Source organism: Aeromonas sp. Y318-1, assembly GCF_027706125.1.
Taxonomy (GTDB): domain Bacteria; phylum Pseudomonadota; class Gammaproteobacteria; order Enterobacterales; family Aeromonadaceae; genus Aeromonas; species Aeromonas hydrophila.
This window is the reverse complement of sequence record NZ_JAPDCM010000022.1, coordinates 1-23,440: the sequence shown is the minus strand read 5'-3', so window position 1 is coordinate 23,440 and position 23,440 is coordinate 1. Positions and strand designations below refer to the sequence as shown.

Below are 23,440 nucleotides of genomic sequence, written 5' to 3'. Positions count from 1 at the left end.
AAAAAAACCAGCGACCGAGGTCGCTGGTTTTTTTTCACCCCGAGGCTGGTCAGAGCATGCGGGCGAGGGCGCGGCACAGACGCTTGACCCCCTCCTCGATGGTGGCTTCATCCACGCAGGAGAAGCTCAGGCGCAGGGTGTTCTGGATCTCGGGGCGCACGTAGAAGGGGGCGCCCGGTACGAAGGCCACCTTCTCCTTGATCGCCTCGTCAAACAGCGCCATGGCGCTGACACTGGCGGGCAGGGTCAGCCAGAGGAACATGCCACCCTCGGGCCGGGTGTAGCTGACGCCGGGTGGGCAGTGACGGGCCAGGGCGGCCTCCATGGCGGCACGCTGGCGGCCATAGACCTCCTTGATCTTCTCCAGATGGGCATCCAGCGAGTTGTCGATCAGGAAGCGGTGCAGCACCTGCTGGCTGAAGGCGTTGCTGTGCAGGTCGGTGGCCTGCTTGGCGATGGTCACCTTCTTGCGCAGCCAGTCCGGCACCAGCATCCAGCCGAGGCGGAAGGCCGGGACGACGGTCTTGGAGAAGGAGCCGAGCAGTACGGTATTGTTCGGCGCCAGCTTGGCGATGGGGGGCAGGTGTTCGCCCTCGAAGCGCAGCTCGCCGTAGGGGTCGTCTTCCACCATCAGCAGCTCGTGGCTGACCAGCCGCTGCGCCAGTGCCTCGCGGTTGGCACGGCTGTAGGAGACGCCGCTCGGGTTCTGGAAGTTGGGCACGCCGTACAGCAGCTTGGCGTTGGAGCCGCTCGCCAGCAGCACATCCAGCGCCGCCAGATCCAGCCCCTCCTCACCCAGGGTGATGGGCTTGAAGGCCGGTTGATAGACGGAGAAGGCCTGGATGGCGCCAAGATAGCCCGGCTCCTCGATGATGAGATCCTGCCCCTCGTCGATCAGCACCTTGCCCAGCAGATCCAGCGCCTGCTGGGAGCCGCTGGTGATGAGGATGTTGTCCGGATTGACCTGCATGCCGTGGCGGGCCAGATAGCGGTCGGCGATGTACTGGCGCAGCGGGGCGAAGCCCTCGGTGGCGGCATACTGCAGGGCTGCGGCGCCCTGTTCGCGCAGCACGTCCTGGCAGGCCTGGTCGATGGCCTTGACCGGGAACAGGTGCGGATTGGGCAGACCGCCGGCGAAGGAGATGATCTCCGGATTGGCGGCGACCTTGAGGATCTCGCGGATGAAGGAAGGCTCTACCTTCTCGAAGCGCTGGGCAAAAAACGGCTGCATAGGATTCTCTCTGGCATGGTGAGCGGTCGCTCCATTCGACCGCCAAGTTATCCGTTTGTATCAGATTTAAAAAATGAGGCAATGGCTGTAACAAAAATCGATAAAAAAGGGCAGGTTTGGCACCTGCCCGAATTTTATCGGTCGGGGACGGTCATGGGGCGCAAAAGCCCCGGCGTGACCCGTTACAGTCCCGGCTCCTTGAGGAAGCGGATCATCAGCTCGGTGTTGGCACCGAGCTGCTGCTGCACCCGGCCCGGGAACAGTTCGGCCATTTTGTCGAGGCGGTCATACTGGGTATGCCAGATCTTGCCCCACTGGGTTTCGCTGTCCCGATCGCAGGCACTCTTGGTGGCATCGTCGTAGCAGTCCCACAGCGCCGGATTGGTGGTCTGGGAGTAGCCGTCGTAGCCATCTGCCCCGTTGATGGTGAAGTTGGTGGCCTCCACGTAGGCGATGGGCACCCCGAGGCAGGCGAACGGCGCATGATCGGACCAGCTGCCGGTCTCCCCTTCCGGGTAGCCGCTGTAGCTGGGGTGGATGGCAAACGGGGTGGCGGTCTGCTTGGAGATGGCCAGCAGGCGATCCCGCACCTTGGGATCGAAGCTGTAGCGGCTCGGATCGGCGCAGTTGTATTCGGCCACGTCGGAGTGGGCCGAGTGGACGTAGACGATGTCGCCCCCGGCGATGGTGTCGTAGTTCACCATCGCCAGCAGCTTGGCGACGGCGGCGCTGTCGAGGCTGGCGGCATAGGCTTTGGAGCCGTTGAGGCCGTTCTCCTCGGCGCCGAAGAAGGCGAAGCGCACCGTGTAGGGCAGGGTCTGCCCCTTGAGTGTTTCGGCCACCGCCAGCAGGGCGGCGACGCCTGCACCATTGTCGGTGGCCCCCTCGGAGCCCTTCTTGTCGCCGGTGCTGTCATAGTGGGCACCGATCAGGATCACCTTGTCGCTCTTGCCCTTGAGCTCGGCGACCAGGTTCTGGGAGGTCTTGCTGGCCCCGCTCTTGGTGTAGGTGAAGGGCTGGTTCTGCACCTCGTAGCCCCAGCCGGCCAGATGGTCCTGGATCCAGGCGGCGGCGCGGGTCTCGGCCTCGCTGCCGGTGGGTCTGGCGCCGATCCCCTCGGCGGTGGAACTCAGCTGCACCAGGTATTCATAGGCCTGCTCGGCGGCGGAGGGGGCCTGTGAATCGTTGCTGGAGGTGTTGCACCCGGCCAGCAGGGCTGTGATGGCAAACGCCAATGCTGTGTGTTTCATACTGCAATCCTTTGTTGTGTATGGTTTTATTTGCGCAGGTCAGCATGCACCCGGCGCCTGGCAGATTCTGTGAAGGGGGTGGCATTTGTCAATCGCGGTGGCGGAATTGGTCAGTGGCGGGGGATTTGTTGCGCGAAACACTTGCGCCCTGAGCCTATCTTGGGATAATTCGCTACCCTGTTTCGCCGAGCGATGAAATGACGAACAATTTCGCGCCTCGTCGGCGAGGTGGAACGATGAAACAACGAGCAATTCATCTCGGTCGTCTGTGATCAGCACGACGAGATAACGAGCAATCCATTTATATGGTCTGTGACCCAGACCGATGCAATAACGAGCAATTTGATTATGCCAGTGACCCAAGATGTGTTTAACGAAGACGGCAAGTTCATGCGCAAGATCCGCAGCTTTGTCCGTCGCGAAGGCCGCCTGACCAAAGGGCAGGAGAAGGCCCTGGAAGAGCTCTGGCCGGTCATGGGTATCGATTTCGCACCGGAGCCGCTCGATCTGGTTGCCCTGTTTGGCCGCGAGGCCCCGGTGGTGCTGGAAATCGGCTTCGGCATGGGCGCCTCCCTAGTGGAGATGGCCAAGAATGCCCCCGAGAAGAACTTCATCGGCATCGAAGTGCACTCGCCGGGTGTCGGTGCCTGCCTCGGTACCGCCCAGGAGGCGGGAGTCACCAACCTGCGTGTCATCTGCCACGACGCGGTGGAGGTGCTGGAGCACATGATCCCGAATGGCTCGCTGGCCTGTCTGCAGCTGTTCTTCCCGGATCCCTGGCACAAGAGCCGTCACCACAAGCGCCGCATCGTGCAGCCGGCCTTTGCTCAGGACATTCGCCAGAAGCTGGCCATCGGTGGCGTGTTCCACATGGCCACCGACTGGGAAAACTACGCCGAGCACATGCTGGAAGTGATGAGCGCCGCCGAGGGGTATGAGAACACCTCCGCCACCGGCAACTGGGTGCCGCGTCCCGACTGGCGCCCGCTGACCAAATTCGAACAACGTGGCCACCGTCTCGGCCACGGGGTGTGGGATCTGATTTTCAAACGTGTCAACTAACTGAAGGAGCTATCATGGCCAATCGTAGCCGCCGCCTGCGCAAGAAACTGCGCGTCGATGAATTCCAGGAAATGGGCTTCGACATCAGTTTCAACTTCCCGGTCGGTACCGCCGAAGAGACCATCGATGCGGTAGTCGACGCGATGATCGATGAAGTGATCGAACCCCGCAAGCTGGCTTTCGCCGGCTCCGGCCATCTGGCCTGGGAAGGGATGATCTGCACCCAGCAGCTGGGCAAATGCAGCGAAGAAGACCGTGCCGCCGTCAAAGCCTGGCTGGAAGGCAAGGGGATGGAAGCCGTGGTGGTCACCGAGCTGTTCGACCTCTGGTACGGTGAACCGGCCTGATGACAGGCTGGCTGTGGCAGGCGCCCCGGTGTCGACAGCCTGCGACAGCAGATAGACAAGTCCCGCCGCTGGCGGGATTTTTGTCGGTGGTGATGGGATCGCCACGTTAGTTATGGAATCGCTTATGGTGTTGTCATCCGAATTACTGGCCAGCATCCTGGATGAGGTGCGCCCGCTGCTCGGACAGGGCAAGGTGGCCGACTACATTCCGGCGCTGGCCCAGGTGCCGGCCGACCGGCTCGGGATCGCCGTCTGTACCGTGGAAGGGGAGCTGTTCACCGCCGGTGATGCCAGCGAACCCTTCTCCATCCAGAGTATCTCCAAGGCCCTCAGCCTGACGCTGGCGCTCACCCTCTATCAGGAGGAGGAGATCTGGGCCCGGGTCGGCAAGGAGCCCTCCGGCCAGCCCTTCAACTCCCTGGTGCAGCTGGAATTCGAGCAGGGCATTCCCCGCAACCCCTTCATCAATGCCGGTGCCCTGGTGGTCAGCGATCTGCTGGAGACCCGCCTCACCGCGCCGCGCCAGCGTACCCTGGAGCTGGTGCGCCGCCTCTCGGGCAACCCGGCCATCATGGCGGATCAAGTGGTGGCCCGCTCCGAATATCAGCACTCTGCCCGCAACGCGGCCATCGCCTATCTGATGAAGGCGTATGGCAATTTCGAGAACGAAGTGGACAAGGTGCTGCAGAGCTACTTCAATGCCTGTGCGATCCGCATGAGTTGCGTCGATCTGGCGCGGGCATTCATCTATCTGGCCAATCGCGGGGTGCCGCTGGGCGCGACGACCCCCTTGCTGCCGGCCCGCACCACCAAGCAGGTCAACGCCCTGCTCGCCACCTGCGGCCTCTATGACGAGGCGGGGGATTTTGCCTATCGGGTTGGCATGCCGGGCAAATCCGGGGTCGGTGGCGGCATCATCGCCCTGATCCCGGGAGAATTGTGCGTCTGTGTCTGGTCGCCCGAGCTCAACAAGGCGGGCAACTCGCTGGCGGGCACGGCGGCGCTGGAACTGCTGGCCGAGCGTCTGGGCCGCTCCATTTTTTAACCTTGTCACTCTGAATCGAGAGATCACCATGAAACGAATAATGAGCTTGTTACGGGCCACCCTGGCAACCTTGCTGCTCTGGCATGCCCTGCCGACCCTGGCTGCCGAGCTGCCACCGCTTTCGCTGGCGGATGCCAACGCCAAGCAGGCGGTCATTCTGGATACCCGCGCCAGCTACTTCTATCAGGGCTGGCCGATGGAGGGCGAGCAGCAGGGCGGCCACGTGGTTGGCGCCGAGAACCTCTCCGCCGAGTGGAAGTACAGCGATGAGGAGTGGCCGGCGGCGCTGGCGACCAAGGGGCTGAAGGCCGATCGGCCGGTGGCGCTCTACGGTGCTCCGCGCGAGGTGGCCGAAGTGGCCCGCCTGCTGCGCCAGCAGGGCATCAAGCAGCTGTTCGAGCTGCAGGGCTGGAAAACCGCGCCGCGCGAGCATCTGGCCCGCTGGCAGCAGTTGGTCTATCCGCGCTGGCTGGCCGACCTGCAGGAGGGCAAGCCGGTGGTGGCTGCACCCAAGGGCGACTGGAAGCTGTTCGAGGTGGCGTGGGGTTCCCCCAAGGCTTATCTGCTGAGCCACATCCCGGGGGCCGGCTACATCGACACCAACCGGCTGGAAGAGGAGCCGCTGTGGAACAAGGTCTCTGACGAGGCGCTCAAGGCGCTGCTGCTGGAAAACGGCATCCGCCACGACACTACCGTCATCCTCTACGGCCGCAACACCATGGCGGCGGCCCGTGCGGCCCACCTGATGATGTATGCCGGCGTGCAGGACGTGCGGCTGCTGGACGGCGGCCTGGATGCCTGGTTCGTGCAGCATCTGCGCACCGAGACCGGGCTGGCCAACAAGTTCACCCCGGCCAAGGAGTTCGGCGTCGCCATTCCGGCCCATCCCGAGTACTACACCACCCTGAGCCAGGCCAAGGCGCTGCTCAAGCAGCCCGACGGCGCCCTGGTCAGCGTGCGCACCTGGGACGAGTTCGTCGGCAACACCTCCGGCTACAGCTACATCAAGCCGAAGGGCGACATTCCCGGCGCCAAGTGGGGTCGTGGTGGTGTCGATGCCAACAGCATGAGCGACTTCCACAACCCGGACGGCACCATGAAGCCGGCCCGCGAGATCCTCGCCATGTGGGACGAGTGGAATATCGAGCCGACCCAGCAGGCTGCCTTCTACTGCGGCACCGGCTGGCGCGCCTCCGAGGCGTTCTTCTACGCATGGCTGATGGACTGGAAGCGGATCAGTGTCTACGACGGCGGCTGGTACGAGTGGAGCGCCGATCCCAAGAACCCCATCGTGACCGGCGAGCGCAAGCCCGCCAAGTAATCGACGACGATGACAGAACAGGCCGGACCCATGTCCGGCCTTTTTGTACCCGCTCGGGCCTGCGCCAGCCGGACGCTACACTTTGCGAGTGACAATCAGGTCGATGCAAGGAGTGACTGATGAGACGGATATGGCTAGGCCTGCTGGTGGCAGGCGTGCTGGGACAGGGGGCGATGGCCGCCGAGCGGGATCGCTATCTGGTGCAACTGAAACCGGGGGCGGAGGCAGCGGTGCTGGCCCAGAGCAAGGGAATGGGAGGCGAGCTGGCCCTGGCGCTGCCCGAGCAGCACGCGCTGGCGCTCTGGTTGCCGGCGGCGGCAGCCACGGCGCTGGCGCACAATCCCAACGTGCTCTGGGTGGAGCCGGACGCCAAACGCTATGCCAGCGCCGAGACCCTGCCCTACGGCATTCCCATGGTGCAGGCGCCGCAGCTCAGTGACGCGGCGGCGGGAGAGGTGCTGGTGTGCATCATTGACTCAGGCTACAGCGGCGGCCACCCGGACCTGCCCCACGGGGCCCAGGTGCAGGGCAGCAACGATGCCGGCACCGGCAGCTGGAGCAGCGACGAGAACGGCCATGGCACCCACGTGGCAGGCACCATCGCCGCCGTGGGCGGCAACGATCTGGGGGTCGTCGGGGTGCTGCCGAACCAGAGCGTGCCGCTGCAGATCGTCAAGGTGTTCGGGGCCAACGGCTGGGCCTACTCCTCCAACCTGGTGGGGGCGCTCAATGCCTGCAAGCAGGGGATGAGCAACCGGGGATTCACCCGCATGGTCATCAACATGAGTCTGGGGGGCAGCGTGCCCAGCAAGACTGAGGAGCAGGCGTTCAACCAGGCCTATGGCCAGAACGTGCTGAGCGTGGCGGCGGCGGGCAACGCGGGCAACACCAGCAAGTCCTATCCCGCCTCCTACGGCAGTGTGGTGAGCGTGGCCGCCATCGATGCCAACAAGCAGCTGGCCTATTTCTCCCAGCGCAACGATCAGGTGGAGCTGGCCGCCCCCGGTGTCTCCGTGCTCTCCACCGTGCCGACCGGCTACGCCTACTACAGCGGCACCTCGATGGCGACGCCGCACGTGGTCGGGGTGGCGGCGCTGGTCTGGTCACAGCGATTGGAGTGCAGCAACGATCAGCTGCGCCAGACCCTGCGCAGCAGTGCCCAGGATCTGGGGGCGCTGGGGCGCGACAACAGCTATGGCTACGGCCTGGTGCAGGCTAAGGCGGCGGCAGACAAAATGGCGCTCGGCTGTGGGCCGGGGACCGGTGGCAGTGGCAAGCCGGGTGGGCGCAAGTAGCTGATTGTTGACGTTGATCCCATTGCAGCAATGGCGGCAAACGGGCTCATCTGGTTGAACTAGGCTTCAGACACCACCCTCGTGGTGAGGGTGAAGCGGGAGGCAAAACAGGCGATGAAGCAACTGATGATGATCCTGGTGTGTGCCCTGGCACTGGTGGCGTGCAGCTCCCAGTACATCATGAGCACCAAGGATGGCAAGATGATCACCACCGACAGCAAACCCAAGCTGGACGAGAGCACCGGCATGTACCGCTATTACGATACCGAAGGGCGGGAGGTGATGATCAAGAAGGATGACGTCACCCAGATCATGGAGCGTTGAGGCTCTCCTCAAGCAACAAGGGCTGCCCGCGGGCAGCCCTTGTCATTTTCGGCCCTCACACCGTCTGGGGTACCTGACGGTTTACCTGACCCACGAACAGCTGGTGGAAGCGGGAGTGGGAGTTGGCCAGCAGGCTCACCGGCGAGCCCTGCTCCACCACGGTGCCCGCCTCCATCACCACCACCCGGTCCACCGACAGCAGCGGCTCCAGATGATGGGCGATCACCAGATAGCTGGCCTCTGGCCGGTAGCGATAGAGCAGCTCCGCCATCTTGCGCATGCCGATGTGATCGAGATCAGAGGTGGCCTCGTCCAGCACGATGAGCGGGCGGCGTGACAGCAGGATGCGGGCGATCACCAGCAGCTGGGTCTCACCGGCGGAGAGCTGCAGCTTGTCGAGCTCCTCGTCCAGCCGGCCGGCGCAGCGCTCGGCCAGCCCCACCCGGGCCAGCGCCTGCTCCAGTGCGGCGTCGTCATGCTCGGTCAGGGGAGCCAGATTGGCACGCAGGGTACCAAAGAAGGTGAGCGGGATCTGGGAGACGGTGTCGTAGAGATCGCGCACCGCCTCCGGTGCCAGCCGGGACAGCGGCTGCTCGCCGTAGTAGATCTCCCCCTGAGAGGCGGGATACATGGCCTGCAGCACCCCCAGCAGCGAGCTCTTGCCGGCGCCGGTGCGGCCGCACACGCCGACCTTCTCGCCGGGGGCCAGCTCGAAGTTGACCTTGTGCAGCGCCCACTGGCTGGCCTGCGGATAGCGCAGCCCCAGGTTGTCGAAACGCACCGCAGGGTGAGGGGCGGCGAGGGCCTCTCCCTCCTGACGCTCGCTCTCTATTTCGCTGTATTCGCGCACCCGCTCCACCGCGTTCATTACCTGCTCCACCTCGGCAAAGGTACGGATGAGGGAGTTGAGCATGGCGGAGGCGGTAAAGGCGTAGGTGATGGCCACGGCCCCCAGCAGCGAGCTGTTGCCAAAGGCCACCATCAGCGCCACGGCGCCCACCAGGGCGGCGGAGAGCAGGGTCTGGTGCATGCCGAGCCAGCGGTTGATGGAGGTGGTGGTGTACCAGCTGCGCAGGTTGTTGTCATAGTGCAGCAGCACCTGATCCAGCGCGAAGCGCTCGGCCCCGGCCAGGCGCAGGGCGGGGGCACCGCGGATGGTCTCGCTGATGCTGATGTAGAGCGGCGAGCGCAGCACCGACGCCTGTCGCCGCAGCTTGAGCTGCACCGCCCGGTAGCGGCGCTGCAGCACGTAGAGGGCCCAGCCCACCAGGGGGGCGATGAGCAGCAACAGCGGCATGTTGACGCCGATCACCACCACCTGCAGCGCCACCGACACCAGCATGCCGAACAGCCCCATCAGCATCGACAGCAGGATCTCCTGGGCTTCTCCCAGATCCCGATCGAAGCGGTTGAGGATACGCCCTTGCGGCACCTTGTCGAAGAAGGCCATGGGGGCGCGGCTGATGCGTCCCAGCATGCCGTCGAACAGGGTCCAGGCCAGCTTGAGGCCGAGTTTGTAGTTGATGACCCGCACCACCATGATGCAGGTGAGAGAGCCCGCTCCCAGCAGCACATAGATGCCGAGCAGCTCGCTCACCCCGGTCACCCCGGCCTTGCCGCCGAGCCAGAGATCCGAGGCGATGCGCAGCCCCTCCTGGCCCAGAGTGAGCAGCAGGGCGAGCAGGATGGCGCCGGGGGCGGCCAGGCGCTGCCACATGAAGCCGAACAGCCCCCAGTCCACCTTGCCCTCCACCACCTTCTCCTCGCTGAACTGCTCCGCCTCCTGAGGCGGCACCGGCGGGGTGGGGCGGGGATGCTGGATGAGATCCGCCAGCTGGTGGGCATCGAGCTCCACCAGTCGGCCCTGCTCGATGCGGATCACCCGATCGCAGTGGGCCAGCACGTCCGGATCGTGGCTCACCAGCAGCCGGGTCGGCCCCGGCTTGAAGGCGAGTCCCTGCTCCAGCACCTGGGCCGAGACGATGGGGTCGAGTGCCGAGAGCGGGTTGTCCAGCAGCAGGATGTCGGCCTGGGCGTAAAGGGCGCGGGCCAGCGCGACCCGCTGTTGCTGGCCGCCGGAGAGACGGGTGCCGAGCTCGCCCACCAGGGTCTGGTCGCCGTGGCTGAGCAGGGTGAGGTCGGCGCCCAGCGCACAGGCTCCCAGCACCCAGCGATAGCGCTCGCCATGCCAGGGCTGGCCGAACAGGATGTTGTTGCGGATGGTGTCGTTCATCAGCCAGGGCTTGTGGCCCAGATGGGCGACCCGGCCGTGGCGACGGATGCTGCCCTCGAAGCCGTTGTCGAAGCCGGCGATGAGGTGCAGCAGGCAGCTCTTGCCCGCCCCGGTGGCACCGGTGATCCCCACCAGTTCCCCCGGCTCGATGTGCAGACTGATCCCCTCCAGCACCGGTTTTTGCTGGTGCAGGGCGGTGACGTTGTCGAGCCGCAGGCCGCCCACCGGCAAGCTGGGGTCGGTGAGATCCCGATGCTGCTCGGGGCTGTTGAGGAACTCGCACAGCCGGTTGAAGCCGGTGTTGAAGTTGATCAGGGTGCGGATGAGGTAGGGCAGCCGCATCATGGGGATGCGCAGCACGGTGAACAGGGCGATGGTGGTGAACACCTGGGGCAGGGTGAGTTCTCTGCCCGAGACCAGATAGGTGGTGAAGGTGGCCAGGGTCACCAGCAGCGGGGTGCTCAGCATCAGGCTCTCGTTGATGGCATCGAGCCTGAGCACCCGCCCCAGCACCCCCAGCTCCTGCTGGCGCTTGTGGCCGGCGGCCCGGGTGAAGAAGGCACCGAGCCCGTTCTGGCGCACCAGCCGCAGCTTCTTGATGTACTCCGCCAGGATGCCGTTGCGCTCGTCCTGCTGACGCTTGAGCTGCTGCTCCTGCTGGTTCATGCGTCGCACCACCCGGGTGGAGATGAGCAGCAGCAGGGTGAGCACGGCGAAGCCGACCAGCCCGGCGCTGCCCACCTGCCACACCAGCAGGGCGATGGTGCCGAGCAGTTGCAGCAGCATGGTGAGCGGCATGGCGGGGTCCGCAAGAATCCAGGTAATGTCCCACACGTCCCGGTTGATGAGGTTTTGCACCCGGCCACCGGCCCGGTCGTCGAAGCTCTTGCCACCCAGCTTCATCACCTTGGCGAGCAGGGACTCGGCCAGCAGGCGGCGGATGGGCACGTGCATCTTGAGTGCCAGTTGTAGCGAGTGCTCCGCCAGCATGCCGGAGGCGAGCACCGAGGCAAACAGGGCGAACGCCAGCAGCAATTTCTGCTCGGTGGGGGCGCCGGCACCGAGCTGGGTCATGCTGTGGTTGAGCAGCCAGGGGCTGGCCAAGGTCGCCAGCATGCCGAGCATTTGCAGCAGGGTGAGCAGGCCAATGCGCCCGCGGTAATGGCGCCAGATGAAGGCGGTGATGGGCCAGGGGCGTACCGGCTGGGCGGCGGTGAGTGCGAGGAAGGCGTCGGCGCGGCCATCGCGCCTGTCTTCCGGCAGCAGGGGATAGAGATCGTCGAGGTTGACCTGGGGCTCGCTCAGCCCCTTGCGCTGCAGCGGGCCGGTCCAGTGATAGAAGAGGCGGCTCAGCCAGCCGGCCGAGATTTCCGGATGATCCAATGGGTGTCCTTATTATTTTGTGCTGCTTCCAGAGGGGCGGGGCGACTCATGGGTCGCCCTCGATATTGTCGTCTTGCTGCGGGCGCGAGCCCGGCGGGATCAGTGATCCCGATTCATGCGGATGAGCCGGTCCAGGATCTGCTCACCATCGACCCGCAGGCCGTTGTGTTCGTATTCGTTGGTGATCCAGGCGCGGCTGTTGCCAAGCCCCTTGAGGGTGTCGCGGCTGTAGTCGAACTCCACGTACATGTCCTCGGCATAGACGGCGCAGGCCACCGGCACAGTGTTGCGGGCCAGCTGCGCCGGGTCGTAGAGGGGCCCCCAGTCCGCTTTCTGGGCCAGCAGGTGAGCGGCCTCCTTCAGCGGGATGAGCTCGCGGAATTGCTCGAACATCCAGGGGAAGATCATCTCGCCGGTGAAGGCGAAGTCCTTGCCCGGTGCCCAGGCCAGGGCCGGGTATTCGCTTCTCACCCGCTCGGCCGCCCAGTTGCTGGCGCTTCCCTCGCAATAGATGGACTCGTGCAGGATGGCGAACACCGGGTTGGTGTTGAACGGCTGCATGGCCTGCACTTGGTAGAGGAAGGCGGGGTTGAGCCGCTCGCCGATGAAGGCGTCTTCCAGCAGGTAGTAGAGCTCCTCGAAGGCGCCGCTGGCACCCAGATCCAGCCCCTGCTGCTGCAACTGCTCCACCGTCAGGCGCTGGCCGTTGGGCAGGCGCACCTCATGGCTGTGCAGGTGGTTGGCCAGCCGGTTGGCGATGGCCTGGGCGTGGGGGAAGCGGGAGAAGAAGGCGCGGTTCTTGTCCGCCACCTGCTGGTAGGTGGCGCGGTAGACCTCGTCGGCACTGCGACCGATGGGGGCCACCCCGCCGGTGAGGTAGACCTCGTGCAGACTGTCCGGGAACAGGGAGAGGTAGGTGAGGCTGCAAAAGCCGCCGAAGCTCTGGCCGAGCAGGCTCCAGGGACGCCCCGGGCTCAGCACTTCGCGAATGTATTCGGCGTCGCGCACTATGCTGTCGGCGCGAAACTGGCCGAGGTACTCCGCCTGCTGTGGGGCGGTAAGCTGGGCCAGCGCCTCGGCGCTGATGGGGCTGGAGTGGCCGGTGCCGCGCTGATCGAGCAGCAGCACCCGAAATTCCTGCAGGGCCCGCTTGATCCAGCCGCTGGCGGCGGTCGGGCGCGGGGCGCCAAAGCCGGGCCCACCCTGCAAGAACAGCAGCCAGGGCAGATCGTCGTGCAGCCGGTCCTGGCGACAGAGGGTGCGGCCGAACAGGGTGAGGGTCTCCTCGTCATCCGGTCGCTGGTGGTCGAGGGGCACGGTGAAGAAGCGGGGCTCGCAATGGATGCCATCCAGCACGTAACGCAACGGGCTGCTCATCTGGGGTCTCCCTGAGGGTAGGAAAATCGTCGGCCTCATCATAGCCCCGGCGTGGGAACGGGTCACGCCGGTTTTCCAAATTGTTAACATTGTCACGAAGGGAAAACGGGCGGTGGCAGCGTGATGAATTTATTGTCGGCAAGGGAGTTGACGGCGCCGGGCGGCTGCACAAAGATGGCTCGCCTGCCGACGGGGCAGGGGTCGTAACAGGACGAGGTGGGCTTGATGAAGCCTAAGTGGATACGATTTCGCAAAAAAGAGAAACGGGTAAACCCGGAGGGTGTGCTGCAGACAGGATTGCTGCTGTTCAGTGCCACCTGCGGAGCGACCCTGCTGCTGGCAACCTGCAACGGCAGCTGACCGAAATGAAAAAAGCCCGCTCGATGAGCGGGCTTTTCAAATTTGGCTCCTCCTACTGGACTTGAACCAGTGACATACGGATTAACAGTCCGCCGTTCTACCGACTGAACTAAGGAGGAATTATGGTGCCCAGAGACGGAATCGAACCGCCGACACGGGGATTTTCAATCCCCTGCTCTACCGACTGAGCTATCTGGGCAACGGCGCGCATTAAACCCTTTCTGAACGGATGTGTCAACCGCAGGGCGCAGATAGTCGGACTGTTCGCTCGACAAGTGAGCAATCAGGGCGTTTGTTGGGCGGTTTGGCCCATTTTCATCCTGGGCGGCAGGTCAGCAGATAAAAAAAGGGGGGCCTGAGGCCCCCCTGGTCACAACTGTCGTGCTCAGTGGCGGCTGACGATGATCCGCCCGGTGCTCATGTCACGGGCCTGGCCGGTGACGCTGATCTTGAGCCCGTATTCCGGCAGCAGGCGACCGGCATCCGGGATCTCCTTGCTCTGGTAGCTGCGGGAATCCTTGAACACCCGGTTCGGGGTGATCCAGAAGTCGCGCAGCAGGGAGCCGCTCGGGTGTTTCAGGTTGAGCGGCTGCTGGAAGCCCAGGCTGAAGGTGGCGTCGTGGATCTGGTAGCGGGTGCTGGCCACGGCGCCGTCGCTCCACTTGAGGGTGCGCTGATCCGCATCCACCACCCCGAGGAAGCCCTCACCCGGGTGGACACCCACCCAGTTGTTGGCCTGGCTGTTGTCCACGTACCAGAGCAGCATGCCCGGCTCGTAGCGCATCAGCTGATCGGCCACGTTGATGTGGGCCAGCCCCTTGTCCACCCCGGCGTGGTTGCGCCACTCGGCCAGGTAGTAGTGATCCTTGGCCTCGTTGCCGTTGCTCTTCACAAAGCCGGCCAGGGTAAAGGCAGAGCTGCCCTCGGCCCCGTCGCTCAGCAGGGTGTCGCCATCGGCGAGGATCTGCAGCTCGTCCACGAACAGCCCGTTTTCGGCCACGCCGCCATCGCTCTGGTATTGCAGGGTGAGGGTGATCTGCTGACCGGCCCAGGGGGTGAGATCGAACTCGGCATCGGTCCAGCCGTTGGAGTTGCCGGTGATGCCGATCCCGAAGCCCACCCCGTTGGGATCGTCGCTGGTGGTCAGGTTGCCCGCGATGGGCTGGCCGTTGACCAGCACCCGGGCGTAGTCGAACCCCTCTTCAATCTGATACCAGGCCTTGAAGCCGAGGCTGGCGCTCTGTTTGCCGCTCAGATCCAGCTTGAGGCTCATGCGGTTGTCGAGGTTGTTGCCCTTGCCGCCATGGTATTGGTACTGGCCGGCGTAGGGCGGGTTGAGCGGGATCTGCTTGGCCGGCAGGTTGATGCGCACCACGTCGTCGTTGCGCCCCTTGTCGTTGGCCTGATCCAGCATGTAGACGTTGCCGCGGGGGCTGAGATCGGCGAGCTGCACGTTGCTGCCGTGCAGCCAGTTGCCGCCGAGGGAGGCCTGCAGGAACTCTTTGGCCCAGGCGGAGAACCCGGTCGGCTCGGTGCCGCCGATGACCCCGGCCCAGGAGCCGGAGGACATGATGGACCAGGTCGCCACCGGTTCACCCTTGCCGGTGTACTTGGTGTCGTACTCGTCCGGCAGCCCCAGATCGTGGCCATACTCGTGGGCACAGACCCCGGCCGCCGCATCGATGGGCTGGATGGTGTAGTCGTAGGCGGCAAACTGGCCGCCGAAGTTCTGGCTCGGGCTGCTGGTGCCGGGGATGGGGTAGGGGGTGCCCAGGTTCCAGCGGTGGGCCCAAATGGCGTCTTCGCCGAGATCGCCGCCACCGGCCTCCTCGCCGACGCTGGAGTGGAAGATCATCAGGTGGTCGATGAGTCCGTCCGGCTCGTTGCGGTTGCCGTTGCCGTTGAGATCGTAGCGATCCTCTTGGTCAAACTGCGCCAGATCGATGGAAGGGTCGTTCGCCACCTGGATCAGCGCCTCCTTCACCAGCTCCCGGATGGTGTTCGGGGTGGCGTTGGCGCCGTAGTAGGCAGCGTTCTTGTCGGCGGTATACCAGCCCGCCACCTGACCGCGCACGCTGTAGCTCTGGCCGGACTGCTGCTCGTAGAACTGGCGCATGGAGATGAACCGCTCGCCGTTCGGGCCGGCATAGCCCTTGGACGAGAACAGCAGATCGTTGTAGTGCGCCGGGGTGTAATCCGGGTAGTACATCTTGGTGAGCTCGGGGCGCACGCTGTTCTTCGGATAGTCCGGGAAGTCCACCAGGATGGCGAGAATCTTGTCCTTGCGCATCTGGCCCTGGTAGTGCTCCCGCTCGATGGCCTTGAGCAGCAGGGTGGGCACCCGATCACCGGGACGGGCGGTGCCGTTGAGGCGGATCTTCTTGAGGATGGTCTCGCGCACCTTGCCCTCTTTCACCGCCAGGGTGCCGCTGTTGCCCTGATAGGCCCGCGATTTTTCGCGATAGTAGCTGGCGAGGGCCGCCTGCTCCTGCTCGGGGGAGGCCAGGGTGGGGATGCGGCCGCTCTTCTTGAGCATCTCCAGCACCTTCACCTCGTCGGCCAGCGGGGCATCGAACGGACCGTGGACCGGGGCGGCCATGGCCTGGTTTCCAATCATAAGGGTTGAGCCGACAAGCAGGCTCATTATTGTTTTTTTAGGCATTATCTATGTGCTCCTTCACATGATAAAAAGGGAGCCTGGCTGGCTCCTCTTTCCGTACGGGCAGTGCTCCACCCGCGTCCCTTGATACACCTCGTCCATGGCCTTTGTCACCGGGGCGCTGCTGGTGGATCCTGCTGATTTCAAACGGCTTGTTGCGGGGGTTGTGCGGTTTTCCCGTGTCTCGTTGAAGCTCCATATGGAGCAATTCATTCCTGACAAAAGATTACGCTTTATTAACCTTTTGTGATGGCACCCCATTTGGGGTGGCCGCCGCCAGCTGCTTATCTTGGCTTGCCGCATTGAGCCAAGGTGGCTGTGCGGGTATGCTTTGCCGCAACCATGCCTGCGGGGCAGGGGCGCAGCCGATACGGCGCTCGCCCGCGCGGGCATTTGATACCAACACAGTCGCATCTGGGGTTAATATGAGTCTTGATATGCAAGAGTGGCGCGAAGAGACCACCGCCATCGTCAACGAGTTGCTGGCCGATGGCAGCAACCCGGATCTGGAATACGAGATTGAGCACCACTTTGCCTGCCAGGATTTCGATCTGCTGGAGAAGGCGGCGGTCGACCTGTTCAAGGCCGGTTTCGAAGTGACCGATGCCGAAGAGATGGAGCTGGATGATGGCGCCACCATCTTCTGCTTCGACGCCACCACCGAGTGCAAGCTGGACATCGAGACCATAGTCGCGGACATCGCCAAGATGCTGCCCATCCTCGAAAAATACGGCGTGGATTACGACGGCTGGGGCACCTACTTCCAGGAGTAAGAAGCCAGCTCACGCACGCGTTGCAAAAACAACAAGGCCACCCTCGGGTGGCCTTGTTGTTGCTGGCTTACTGCTCCGGCAGCTGGTAACTGCGGGCAAATTCGGCGGGGGGCAGGGGGCGGCTGAACAGGTAGCCCTGCAGCCGATCGCAGCCGGCCTGCACCAGCCACGCTTGCTGCTCCTGCGTCTCCACCCCTTCGGCGGTGATCTTGATGCCGAGCTCGTGGCCCAGCCCTATGACGGAGCGCACGATGGCGGTGGTCGCCTGGTTGGTGGCCAGCCCCTGGGTGAAGCTGCGGTCCAGCTTGAGGGTGGCCACCTGCAGCCTGGGCAGATAGGCGAGCGAGCAGTAACCGGTGCCGAAGTCGTCGATGGCAAGCTGAAAGCCGGCCTCGATCAGGTTGGCCAGGTTGCTCTCAATCTCGTCGGCATTCTCCATCAGCACCCCTTCGGTGATCTCAAGCTCCAGCTGCCAGGGGGCGAGCCCGTGGCGTTCGATGCAGGCGAAGATCTGCGGGCAGAGCTCGGGGTCGCGAAATTGCAGCGGCGACAGGTTGATGGAGAGCACCAGATCCGGTGCCGCCACCTGCCAGCGGGCCAGCTGGGCACAGCCCTGCTCCAGCATGTGGCTGCCGAGCAGGCCGATGAGCCCCAGCTCCTCCGCCAGCGGGATGAACTCGTCCGGCGAGATCATGCCGAGCTCGGGGTGGGGCCAGCGGCAGAGCAGCTCAGCCCCGTGCAGCTGGCTGGTGCGGGTGCTGATGATGGGCTGGTAGACGGCGGTCAGCTGGCCGGACTTGATGGCCAGCGGCAGTTGGGCGGCGATCAGCTGACGGCGCTTGAGCTTGGCATCGAGTTCGGGATCGAACAGGGTACAGTGCTGCTGCTGGCGCTTGCCCTGGGCCAGCGCGGCTTCGGCGTGGCTCAGCAGGCGCTCGGCGTCATTGGCCTTGCCGTGGGCGATGCCGAGGAACACCGGGATCTGGATCCTGTGCTCTTCTACCTGGTAGGGCACCATCAGCGCCCCCTGCAGGCGGCGGCTCCAGCTGGTCAGCGGCTCGCTCAGCTCGGGCAGCAGCATGGCAAAGTCGTCGGCGGCGACCCGGCACACCAGCGACTGGGGCGGGGCCAGCTGTTGCAGGCGGCGGGCCACCTGATTGAGCAGCCGGTCGGCGACCCGGATGCCGAAGCGGTCGTTGATCTCGCGAAAGTGCTGCAAATCGACCAGCGCCAGGCTCGCCTTGCGGGCACCGAGATGGCGGCTGGTCTGCAGAAAGTGGGAGAGCTTGAGCAGGCCGGTCAGGCTGTCGTAGTGCTGCTCCTGCTGCAGCTGGGCCTGGGTGGTGCGCAGTCCGGTGATGTCGCGGCTCAGGGTGAGGATGCCGAGGGAGTTGCCCTCGTCATCCGGCACATCGACCCGGGTCACTTCCAGATGGCGGCCCTGGCCGTTGGCGTCCACCAGGCAGTATTCACCGCGCCCCATCGGCAGCTCGGTGGAGAGGCGGTGGGCGACCCGCTGGCCGAGCGCCTCGCTCGCCACCATGCCCATGAAGTCGAGAAAGGCCTGGTTGCAGTCGATCAGCAGCCCTTGGTGGTCTTCCAGCCGGATTGGATCCGGGATGGCGTCCAGCAGGCGGCGTTGCAGCAGTTGCTGCTGGCGGAAGGTCTGCTCCAGCTCCTTGCGCTGGCCAATTTCATTGACCATGCCGAACAGGGCCACCGGTTTGCCTTGCGCGTCGTAGAGCGGGATCTTGTGGATCTCCATCCAGCTGGTGGCATCACCGCTGCTGCAGTGCAACTGCTGATAGAGCAGCGGTTTGCCCTCCGCCAGCAGGCGCAGATCCTCTTCCCGAAAGATGTCGCCCCAGGGCATGTCGGCATCGGTCTTGCCGATGAGATCCGCCGGTTGCGGCAGGCCTGCCTGCTCCGTGAAGGCACGGTTGGCAAACAGGTAGCGCCCATCCGTATCCCGGCAGAAGATATTCATGGGTAGCTGGTCGATGATCTGCTGCAGCAGGGGCAGGGTGAGCAAGGAGTTCACACAGACACTCACGGGGGAAATTTCGAGCAAATCTATGATAGCAGGCTGGTTTTGTAAAGCTTGGGTTAAGGCTGACTCATTTCTGCCGATCCCTGCTGACAGTCTGTGTCGCTGACGCCATAATAGCCGCCGGTCGGCCGATGGCCGGATTATATGGATGAGAGAAGCAGCATGAAAAAGATTGTGGGAGTAGCACTGGCCCTGTTGATGGCCGGTTGTGCCAGCGACAACAATGGCGGCGAACAGTACCGCTATACCCCGCCGGTAGCCAAGGCGACCAACAACACCCAGGAGATGCAGATCCCGGTGGATCTGGTGTGGGCCCGTGCCGAGAAGTGGTTTGGCGATCACGGTCTTAACATCGAGAACAGCCAGCGCGGCTCCGGCCTGATGACCGCCAACGTCGAGAATTCGGCCGACGGTCTGGAGTGGCTGGATTGCGGTACCATGGGTTCCAAGGTCGCACTGGGCAACCCCAACCTGCAGATCAACCTGATCATCACCCAGAGCGGCAACAACAGCGTGGCGACCGTCAACGTCAAGGGCAACACCCAGCTCTACTTCGTCGAGTCCTCCGGCGAGCGGGTACTGGCACCCTCCATCACCCCGGTGTGCGTCTCCCGTGGCAGCCTGGAACAGAGCCTGTTCTCCACCCTTGGCAATTAAGTCGCGCCGAGAGCCAGCAAAAACCCCGTTGCCTGCAACGGGGTTTTTTGTTTCCGGCCTGGCGACAAGGTGCATGTGGCCGTTGTCGATAACCGCAAAAAACAACCCCCGGCAGGGCCGGGGGTTGAATAGATACGGGTGGCTTAGCGGGCGACGTCGCCGTGAAACAGCGTCTGCTCGCCGGCTTTGAGCACATAGCCCTTCCAGGGGAAGAGGGTGTAGCCGCTGCCTTGCCACGACCAGTTGCCTTCCGCCCCCTGGCGGGTGAGCAGGTGCTGCTCGCCGCTCGGCAGGGTCAGCTCGGCCTGGCTCTGATCGGCGTTGAACAGCACGAAGGCGCTGCTGGTCTGGCCGGCATCGGTCGGGTTGAGCCGGATGCCCTGCTCGAACAGCCGCACGCACTGCTTGGTCAGCGCCGACCACTGATAGCCCGCACTGCCGATGCAGCCGTGGCTGTCGCGATCACTGCCAACCAGATGTTGTTCCGGGGTACTGCAGGCCGCCAGCAGCAGGGAGGTGGCCATCAGGGTCAGGGTGCGCATGCTTACTCCTTGGCGTCCCGCTCGATGACGATGTTGGAGAAGCCCAGCTCCTTGAAGTAGTTCTCCCGGTAATCCTTCACGCTCTTCTTGTCGCGCCGGCACACCTGGGCCAGCTGCTCTTCCATGGCGTGGAAGCTGGCCAGGTTGATCCCCTCGGCAGCGGCAATGGCATCGTAGATGCTGTTGAACTTGTCGTTGGCGTAGCCAATCTCTTTGGTTTTTTTGCCGTAGGTGTAGGTAATCTTGAACGCCATGGCGTTATTCCTTTGATTTGGCCTGCTTGCGCTGGACATACAGATAGAGGCTCTCGACCTTCTCTCTGGCCCAGGGGGTCTTGCGCAAGAACTTCAGGCTGGACTTGATGCTGGGGTTATCGGTGAAGCAACGGATATTGATCTGCTGCCCCAGCTCTTCCCAGCCATAGTGCGCAACTAGGGCGGTGACGATGGCTTCCAGCGTCAGCCCGTGCAGCGGGTTGTTCTTCTGCGAGGAGGCGGGCTGTTCGCTCATGCCTGCGCCACCAGCTTGGCAAAGGGCTGACCCATGCGGGTGGTGACCCCGTTGGCCAGATGGGGCTCGAAACCGGCCAGCATGCCCGGGCCAAACAGACAGACCACGGTACTGCCCAGCTTGAACAGGCCCATCTCGGCGCCTTTTTGCAGGGTGATGGCCTCGTCGCCACTGTAATCCCAGCGCACGACGCGCTTCTCTTTGGTCGGCGCTATGTTGCCGGCCCAGATGGTCTCGATGCTGGCCACGATAGTGGCACCGACCAGCACCAGCGCCATGGGGCCGTGCGGGGTGCGGAAGGTGGCGACCACCCGCTCGTTGCGGGCAAACAGGTTGGGTACGTTCTCGGCGGTGAGCGGGTTGACGGAGAAGAGATCCCCCGGCACGAACACCATGCTCTCCAGCACGCCGTCCAGCGGCATGTGGATGCGGTGATAATCCTTGGGCGCCAGGTAGATGGTGGCGAAGTCGCCATCCTTGAACGGTGCCACCAGATCCTCATAACCGCCCAGCAGCTCGCGGGCGCTGTAGTCGTGGCCCTTGGCCTGGATGATGCGACCCTGCTGGATCGGACCGAGCTGGCTGACGGTGCCATCCACCGGCAGCGCCAGGGTCATGGCATCCTCGACCAGGGGACGGATCCCCGGCTTGAGTTCGCGGGTGAAGAATTCGTTGAAGCTCTTGTAGTGGGCCGGACTCTCGTGCAGCGCCTCGCTCATGTCGACCTGGTACTGCTTGATAAAGGCCTCGATCACCCTGGTGGTGAGGTTGCCTGCTTCGGCAGCCGCAAGCTTGCCGACCAGGCGGGAGAGGGCGTGTTTGGGCAGACAGTATTGACCGGCAATTTTCAGGTTGTCAGTAATGCTCATGTTCATCATCAAGGTAGGTTGAATAGGGTCACAGCCGCGCCTGTTGGCGACCGTGACGGGCTTCCTGCATGGTTTCCAGGATGCGGTGATAGTTGTGGAAGCGATCGGCGCTGATGGCGCCACTGTCGACGGCGGCCCGCAGGGCGCAGCCGGGATCGTCCTTGTGGGTGCAGTCGCGGAACTTGCAGCCACCCAGATAGTCGCGAAACTCGACGAAGCACCAGGTGATGCGGTCGGCTTCCAGATGCCAGAGGGCGAACTCGCGGATCCCCGGGGAGTCGATGAGATCGCCACCGCTCGGGAAGTGATAGAGCCGCGCCGTGGTGGTGGTGTGCTGGCCGAGCCCCGAGTTTTCGGAGATCTCGCCGGTGAGTACATCCAGCCCCGGCATCAGGGCATTGGTGAGCGACGACTTGCCGACCCCGGACTGGCCGACGAAGATGCTGATCTTGTCGGTCAGGGCGGCTTTCAGTTCATCGAGCCCTTCGCCGCTCTCGCAGCTTACCAGCAACACCTCGTAACCGAGCTTGCGGTAGGTCTCGAGCTGGCGCTCGATGCGGGTGCGGGCCGCGTCATCGAGCATGTCGACCTTGTTCAGCACGATCAGGGGGCGGATCTCCACATCCTCGGCGGCCACCAGATAGCGGTCGACGATGTTGGTGGAGAACTCGGGCATCACCGCCGAGACGATGATGATCTGGTCGATGTTGGCGGCGATGGGTTTGACCCCGTCGTAGAAGTCCGGCCGGGTCAGCACCGAGTGACGCGGATGCACCGCCTCGATGACGCCGGCCGTCGCGGCATTGAGGCCGGGACGCCACACCACCTTGTCGCCGCACACCAGGCTGCTGATGCTGCTGCGCCGCAGGTTGCTGCGGTGGATGGCACCATCGCTCGCCTCGACGTCTGCGTGCTGACCAAAACGGCTGATCACCACCCCTTCGATGGCCGGGCCAAACAGGGTGTCATCCACGACCGTGGTGTGCTCTTTTTGCAGCCGCCGCTCGCGGTTGGCCTGGACGCGCCTTTGTTGACCCAGATTGAGTTTTGCTTTCTTTGCCACTCGATTCGCCAGTTTATGAACAGATCCAAAGCCAGTATGATACATGCAAATTGGCAAAATTCCGCCATTCCTCCCAATAGAGAGAGCAATCATGACAGTCAGCGCGCAGAACCTGGTATGGATCGACATGGAGATGACGGGTCTGGACCCCGAACAAAATGTGGTACTGGAGATCGCCACCATCGTCACCGACAAGGACCTGAACGTGCTGGCCGAAGGGCCGGTCATCGCCATTCACCAGAGCGACGAAGAGCTGGCCAAGATGGACGACTGGAACGTCAACACCCACACCAACAGTGGTCTGGTGGCCCGGGTCAAGGCGAGCCAGCACGATGAGGCGAAAGCCGTCGCCGAGACCCTCGAGTTCATTCGCCAGTGGGTGCCCGAGCGTACCAGCCCGCTGTGCGGCAACAGCATTGGCCAGGATCGTCGCTTCATGGTCAAGCACATGAGCGATCTGGAAGCCTTCTTCCACTATCGCAACGTGGACGTCAGCACCATCAAGGAGCTGGTGCGCCGCTGGCAGCCGGCGCTGCTGGACCAGTTCAAGAAGAGCGGTACCCATCAGGCGCTGGACGACATCCGCGAATCCATTGCCGAACTGCAGTTTTACCGCAGCCACGTCTTCAAGATCTGAGTCTGCGGCAAGGGCTTGTGCTCTCCCGGTTGCTAAAATCGACAGTTCGACCAGCTTTTGAGCGAACGCGCGCAACCAGACAAAAAAGCCCTTGCAATTGGAATGCCTGCTCTTATAATTCGGCTCCCGTACAGTAGCGCAAGCAACCAAATGCTGTACGGCCGTTTTAAGGTAGTTGCGGGAATAGCTCAGTTGGTAGAGCACGACCTTGCCAAGGTCGGGGTCGCGAGTTCGAGTCTCGTTTCCCGCTCCAAAAATTTGTAAGTGATATTCCGATGCGGGAATAGCTCAGTTGGTAGAGCACGACCTTGCCAAGGTCGGGGTCGCGAGTTCGAGTCTCGTTTCCCGCTCCAATCACTTGCAAATGACATCCTGTTGCGGGAATAGCTCAGTTGGTAGAGCACGACCTTGCCAAGGTCGGGGTCGCGAGTTCGAGTCTCGTTTCCCGCTCC

21 protein-coding genes and 5 tRNA genes are annotated in these 23,440 nt (G+C 63.7%); 13 read left to right on the top strand and 13 right to left on the bottom strand.

Translation table 11 applies throughout. The features are described from left to right. Positions 1 to 49: 49 nt before the first annotated feature. The gene (locus tag OKB87_RS22245) at positions 50 to 1,231 is read right to left on the bottom strand and encodes an aminotransferase-like domain-containing protein (protein WP_270828547.1); all 1,182 of its coding nucleotides are present in this window, start codon (positions 1,229 to 1,231) and stop codon (positions 50 to 52) included. Positions 1,232 to 1,413: 182 nt separating this feature from the next. After that, positions 1,414 to 2,481, bottom strand: coding sequence for a M28 family metallopeptidase (locus OKB87_RS22240; protein ID WP_029299130.1), 1,068 nt, complete (start codon positions 2,479 to 2,481; stop codon positions 1,414 to 1,416). A gap of 348 nt (positions 2,482 to 2,829) precedes the next feature. Here OKB87_RS22240 and trmB point away from each other — a divergent pair, with 348 nt between their 5' ends. The 6 genes from trmB (at position 2,830) to OKB87_RS22210 (ending at position 7,875) form a co-directional block, all read left to right on the top strand. Then, positions 2,830 to 3,543, top strand: a complete 714-nt coding sequence (gene trmB / locus OKB87_RS22235) for a tRNA (guanosine(46)-N7)-methyltransferase TrmB (protein WP_017410916.1) — start codon at positions 2,830 to 2,832, stop codon at positions 3,541 to 3,543. Positions 3,544 to 3,557: 14 nt separating this feature from the next. Further along, positions 3,558 to 3,890: a YggL family protein gene (locus OKB87_RS22230; RefSeq protein WP_011707230.1), complete on the top strand. Its 333-nt coding sequence runs from the start codon at positions 3,558 to 3,560 to the stop codon at positions 3,888 to 3,890. Between the two features lie 124 nt (positions 3,891 to 4,014). Beyond that, positions 4,015 to 4,935, top strand: a complete 921-nt coding sequence (glsB, locus tag OKB87_RS22225; RefSeq protein ID WP_029299132.1) for a glutaminase B — start codon at positions 4,015 to 4,017, stop codon at positions 4,933 to 4,935. 28 nt (positions 4,936 to 4,963) lie between these two features. Next, complete coding sequence (locus OKB87_RS22220) at positions 4,964 to 6,256, top strand: sulfurtransferase (RefSeq protein WP_073351528.1); 1,293 nt, start codon at positions 4,964 to 4,966, stop codon at positions 6,254 to 6,256. A 119-nt stretch (positions 6,257 to 6,375) separates the two neighbouring features. Further along, positions 6,376 to 7,551: a S8 family peptidase gene (locus OKB87_RS22215; RefSeq protein WP_270828546.1), complete on the top strand. Its 1,176-nt coding sequence runs from the start codon at positions 6,376 to 6,378 to the stop codon at positions 7,549 to 7,551. Between the two features lie 114 nt (positions 7,552 to 7,665). After that, positions 7,666 to 7,875 (top strand): YgdI/YgdR family lipoprotein, encoded by a 210-nt coding sequence (locus tag OKB87_RS22210; RefSeq protein ID WP_016351843.1) that lies wholly within the window; start codon positions 7,666 to 7,668, stop codon positions 7,873 to 7,875. A gap of 55 nt (positions 7,876 to 7,930) precedes the next feature. Here OKB87_RS22210 and OKB87_RS22205 read toward each other — a convergent pair whose 3' ends face one another. Together OKB87_RS22205 and OKB87_RS22200 are read right to left on the bottom strand one after the other, a co-directional pair. Next, positions 7,931 to 11,491: an ATP-binding cassette domain-containing protein gene (locus OKB87_RS22205; protein ID WP_270828545.1), complete on the bottom strand. Its 3,561-nt coding sequence runs from the start codon at positions 11,489 to 11,491 to the stop codon at positions 7,931 to 7,933. 99 nt (positions 11,492 to 11,590) lie between these two features. After that, entirely contained in the window at positions 11,591 to 12,868 is a 1,278-nt protein-coding gene (locus OKB87_RS22200; protein WP_270828544.1) for an alpha/beta hydrolase, read from the bottom strand. Between the two features lie 225 nt (positions 12,869 to 13,093). On the opposite strand from OKB87_RS22200, the gene OKB87_RS22195 reads away from it, so the two are divergent. Then, a complete protein-coding gene (locus OKB87_RS22195; RefSeq protein ID WP_011707223.1) occupies positions 13,094 to 13,228 on the top strand; it encodes a hypothetical protein in 135 nt (44 codons plus the stop codon). A 43-nt stretch (positions 13,229 to 13,271) separates the two neighbouring features. Here OKB87_RS22195 and OKB87_RS22190 read toward each other — a convergent pair. The 3 genes from OKB87_RS22190 to OKB87_RS22180 all read right to left on the bottom strand — a co-directional run bounded on the left by OKB87_RS22190 (position 13,272) and on the right by OKB87_RS22180 (position 15,827). Then, a tRNA-Asn gene (locus OKB87_RS22190) sits at positions 13,272 to 13,347 on the bottom strand. A 4-nt stretch (positions 13,348 to 13,351) separates the two neighbouring features. Continuing rightward, positions 13,352 to 13,427: transfer RNA gene (locus tag OKB87_RS22185), tRNA-Phe, on the bottom strand. Positions 13,428 to 13,613: 186 nt separating this feature from the next. Next, positions 13,614 to 15,827 (bottom strand): immune inhibitor A domain-containing protein, encoded by a 2,214-nt coding sequence (locus OKB87_RS22180; protein ID WP_270828543.1) that lies wholly within the window; start codon positions 15,825 to 15,827, stop codon positions 13,614 to 13,616. 485 nt (positions 15,828 to 16,312) lie between these two features. Here OKB87_RS22180 and rraB point away from each other — a divergent pair, with 485 nt between their 5' ends. Continuing rightward, positions 16,313 to 16,660: a ribonuclease E inhibitor RraB gene (gene rraB / locus OKB87_RS22175; RefSeq protein ID WP_076360509.1), complete on the top strand. Its 348-nt coding sequence runs from the start codon at positions 16,313 to 16,315 to the stop codon at positions 16,658 to 16,660. A 67-nt stretch (positions 16,661 to 16,727) separates the two neighbouring features. Here the strand turns inward: rraB and OKB87_RS22170 are convergent, their stop codons facing one another. Continuing rightward, positions 16,728 to 18,701, bottom strand: a complete 1,974-nt coding sequence (locus OKB87_RS22170) for a putative bifunctional diguanylate cyclase/phosphodiesterase (protein ID WP_270828542.1) — start codon at positions 18,699 to 18,701, stop codon at positions 16,728 to 16,730. A gap of 171 nt (positions 18,702 to 18,872) precedes the next feature. Between OKB87_RS22170 and OKB87_RS22165 the strand changes: the two genes are divergently transcribed. Beyond that, positions 18,873 to 19,367: a hypothetical protein gene (locus tag OKB87_RS22165; protein ID WP_017410927.1), complete on the top strand. Its 495-nt coding sequence runs from the start codon at positions 18,873 to 18,875 to the stop codon at positions 19,365 to 19,367. A gap of 143 nt (positions 19,368 to 19,510) precedes the next feature. Here OKB87_RS22165 and OKB87_RS22160 read toward each other — a convergent pair whose 3' ends face one another. From OKB87_RS22160 to rsgA, 5 genes are read right to left on the bottom strand one after another with little or no spacing between them, the layout of a single operon-like run. Continuing rightward, a complete protein-coding gene (locus OKB87_RS22160; RefSeq protein ID WP_270828541.1) occupies positions 19,511 to 19,909 on the bottom strand; it encodes a hypothetical protein in 399 nt (132 codons plus the stop codon). A 2-nt stretch (positions 19,910 to 19,911) separates the two neighbouring features. Beyond that, positions 19,912 to 20,163, bottom strand: a complete 252-nt coding sequence (locus OKB87_RS22155; protein ID WP_011707214.1) for a DUF2960 domain-containing protein — start codon at positions 20,161 to 20,163, stop codon at positions 19,912 to 19,914. A 4-nt stretch (positions 20,164 to 20,167) separates the two neighbouring features. Then, positions 20,168 to 20,419 (bottom strand): VF530 family DNA-binding protein, encoded by a 252-nt coding sequence (locus OKB87_RS22150; RefSeq protein WP_029299157.1) that lies wholly within the window; start codon positions 20,417 to 20,419, stop codon positions 20,168 to 20,170. Then, the gene (gene asd / locus OKB87_RS22145; protein ID WP_039215124.1) at positions 20,416 to 21,288 is read right to left on the bottom strand and encodes an archaetidylserine decarboxylase; all 873 of its coding nucleotides are present in this window, start codon (positions 21,286 to 21,288) and stop codon (positions 20,416 to 20,418) included. Before asd ends, OKB87_RS22150 begins: the two co-directional genes overlap by 4 nt. 28 nt (positions 21,289 to 21,316) lie before the next feature. Then, entirely contained in the window at positions 21,317 to 22,351 is a 1,035-nt protein-coding gene (gene rsgA / locus OKB87_RS22140) for a small ribosomal subunit biogenesis GTPase RsgA (RefSeq protein WP_041213674.1), read from the bottom strand. Between the two features lie 91 nt (positions 22,352 to 22,442). Between rsgA and orn the strand changes: the two genes are divergently transcribed. The 4 genes from orn (at position 22,443) to OKB87_RS22120 (ending at position 23,438) form a co-directional block, all read left to right on the top strand. Next, the gene (gene orn / locus OKB87_RS22135; protein WP_045526077.1) at positions 22,443 to 22,988 is read left to right on the top strand and encodes an oligoribonuclease; all 546 of its coding nucleotides are present in this window, start codon (positions 22,443 to 22,445) and stop codon (positions 22,986 to 22,988) included. Positions 22,989 to 23,165: 177 nt separating this feature from the next. Then, a tRNA-Gly gene (locus tag OKB87_RS22130) sits at positions 23,166 to 23,241 on the top strand. Positions 23,242 to 23,265: 24 nt separating this feature from the next. Then, positions 23,266 to 23,341, top strand: a tRNA-Gly gene (locus OKB87_RS22125). Positions 23,342 to 23,365: 24 nt separating this feature from the next. Then, positions 23,366 to 23,438, top strand: a tRNA-Gly gene (locus OKB87_RS22120). The last annotated feature ends 2 nt before the right edge of the window (positions 23,439 to 23,440 follow it).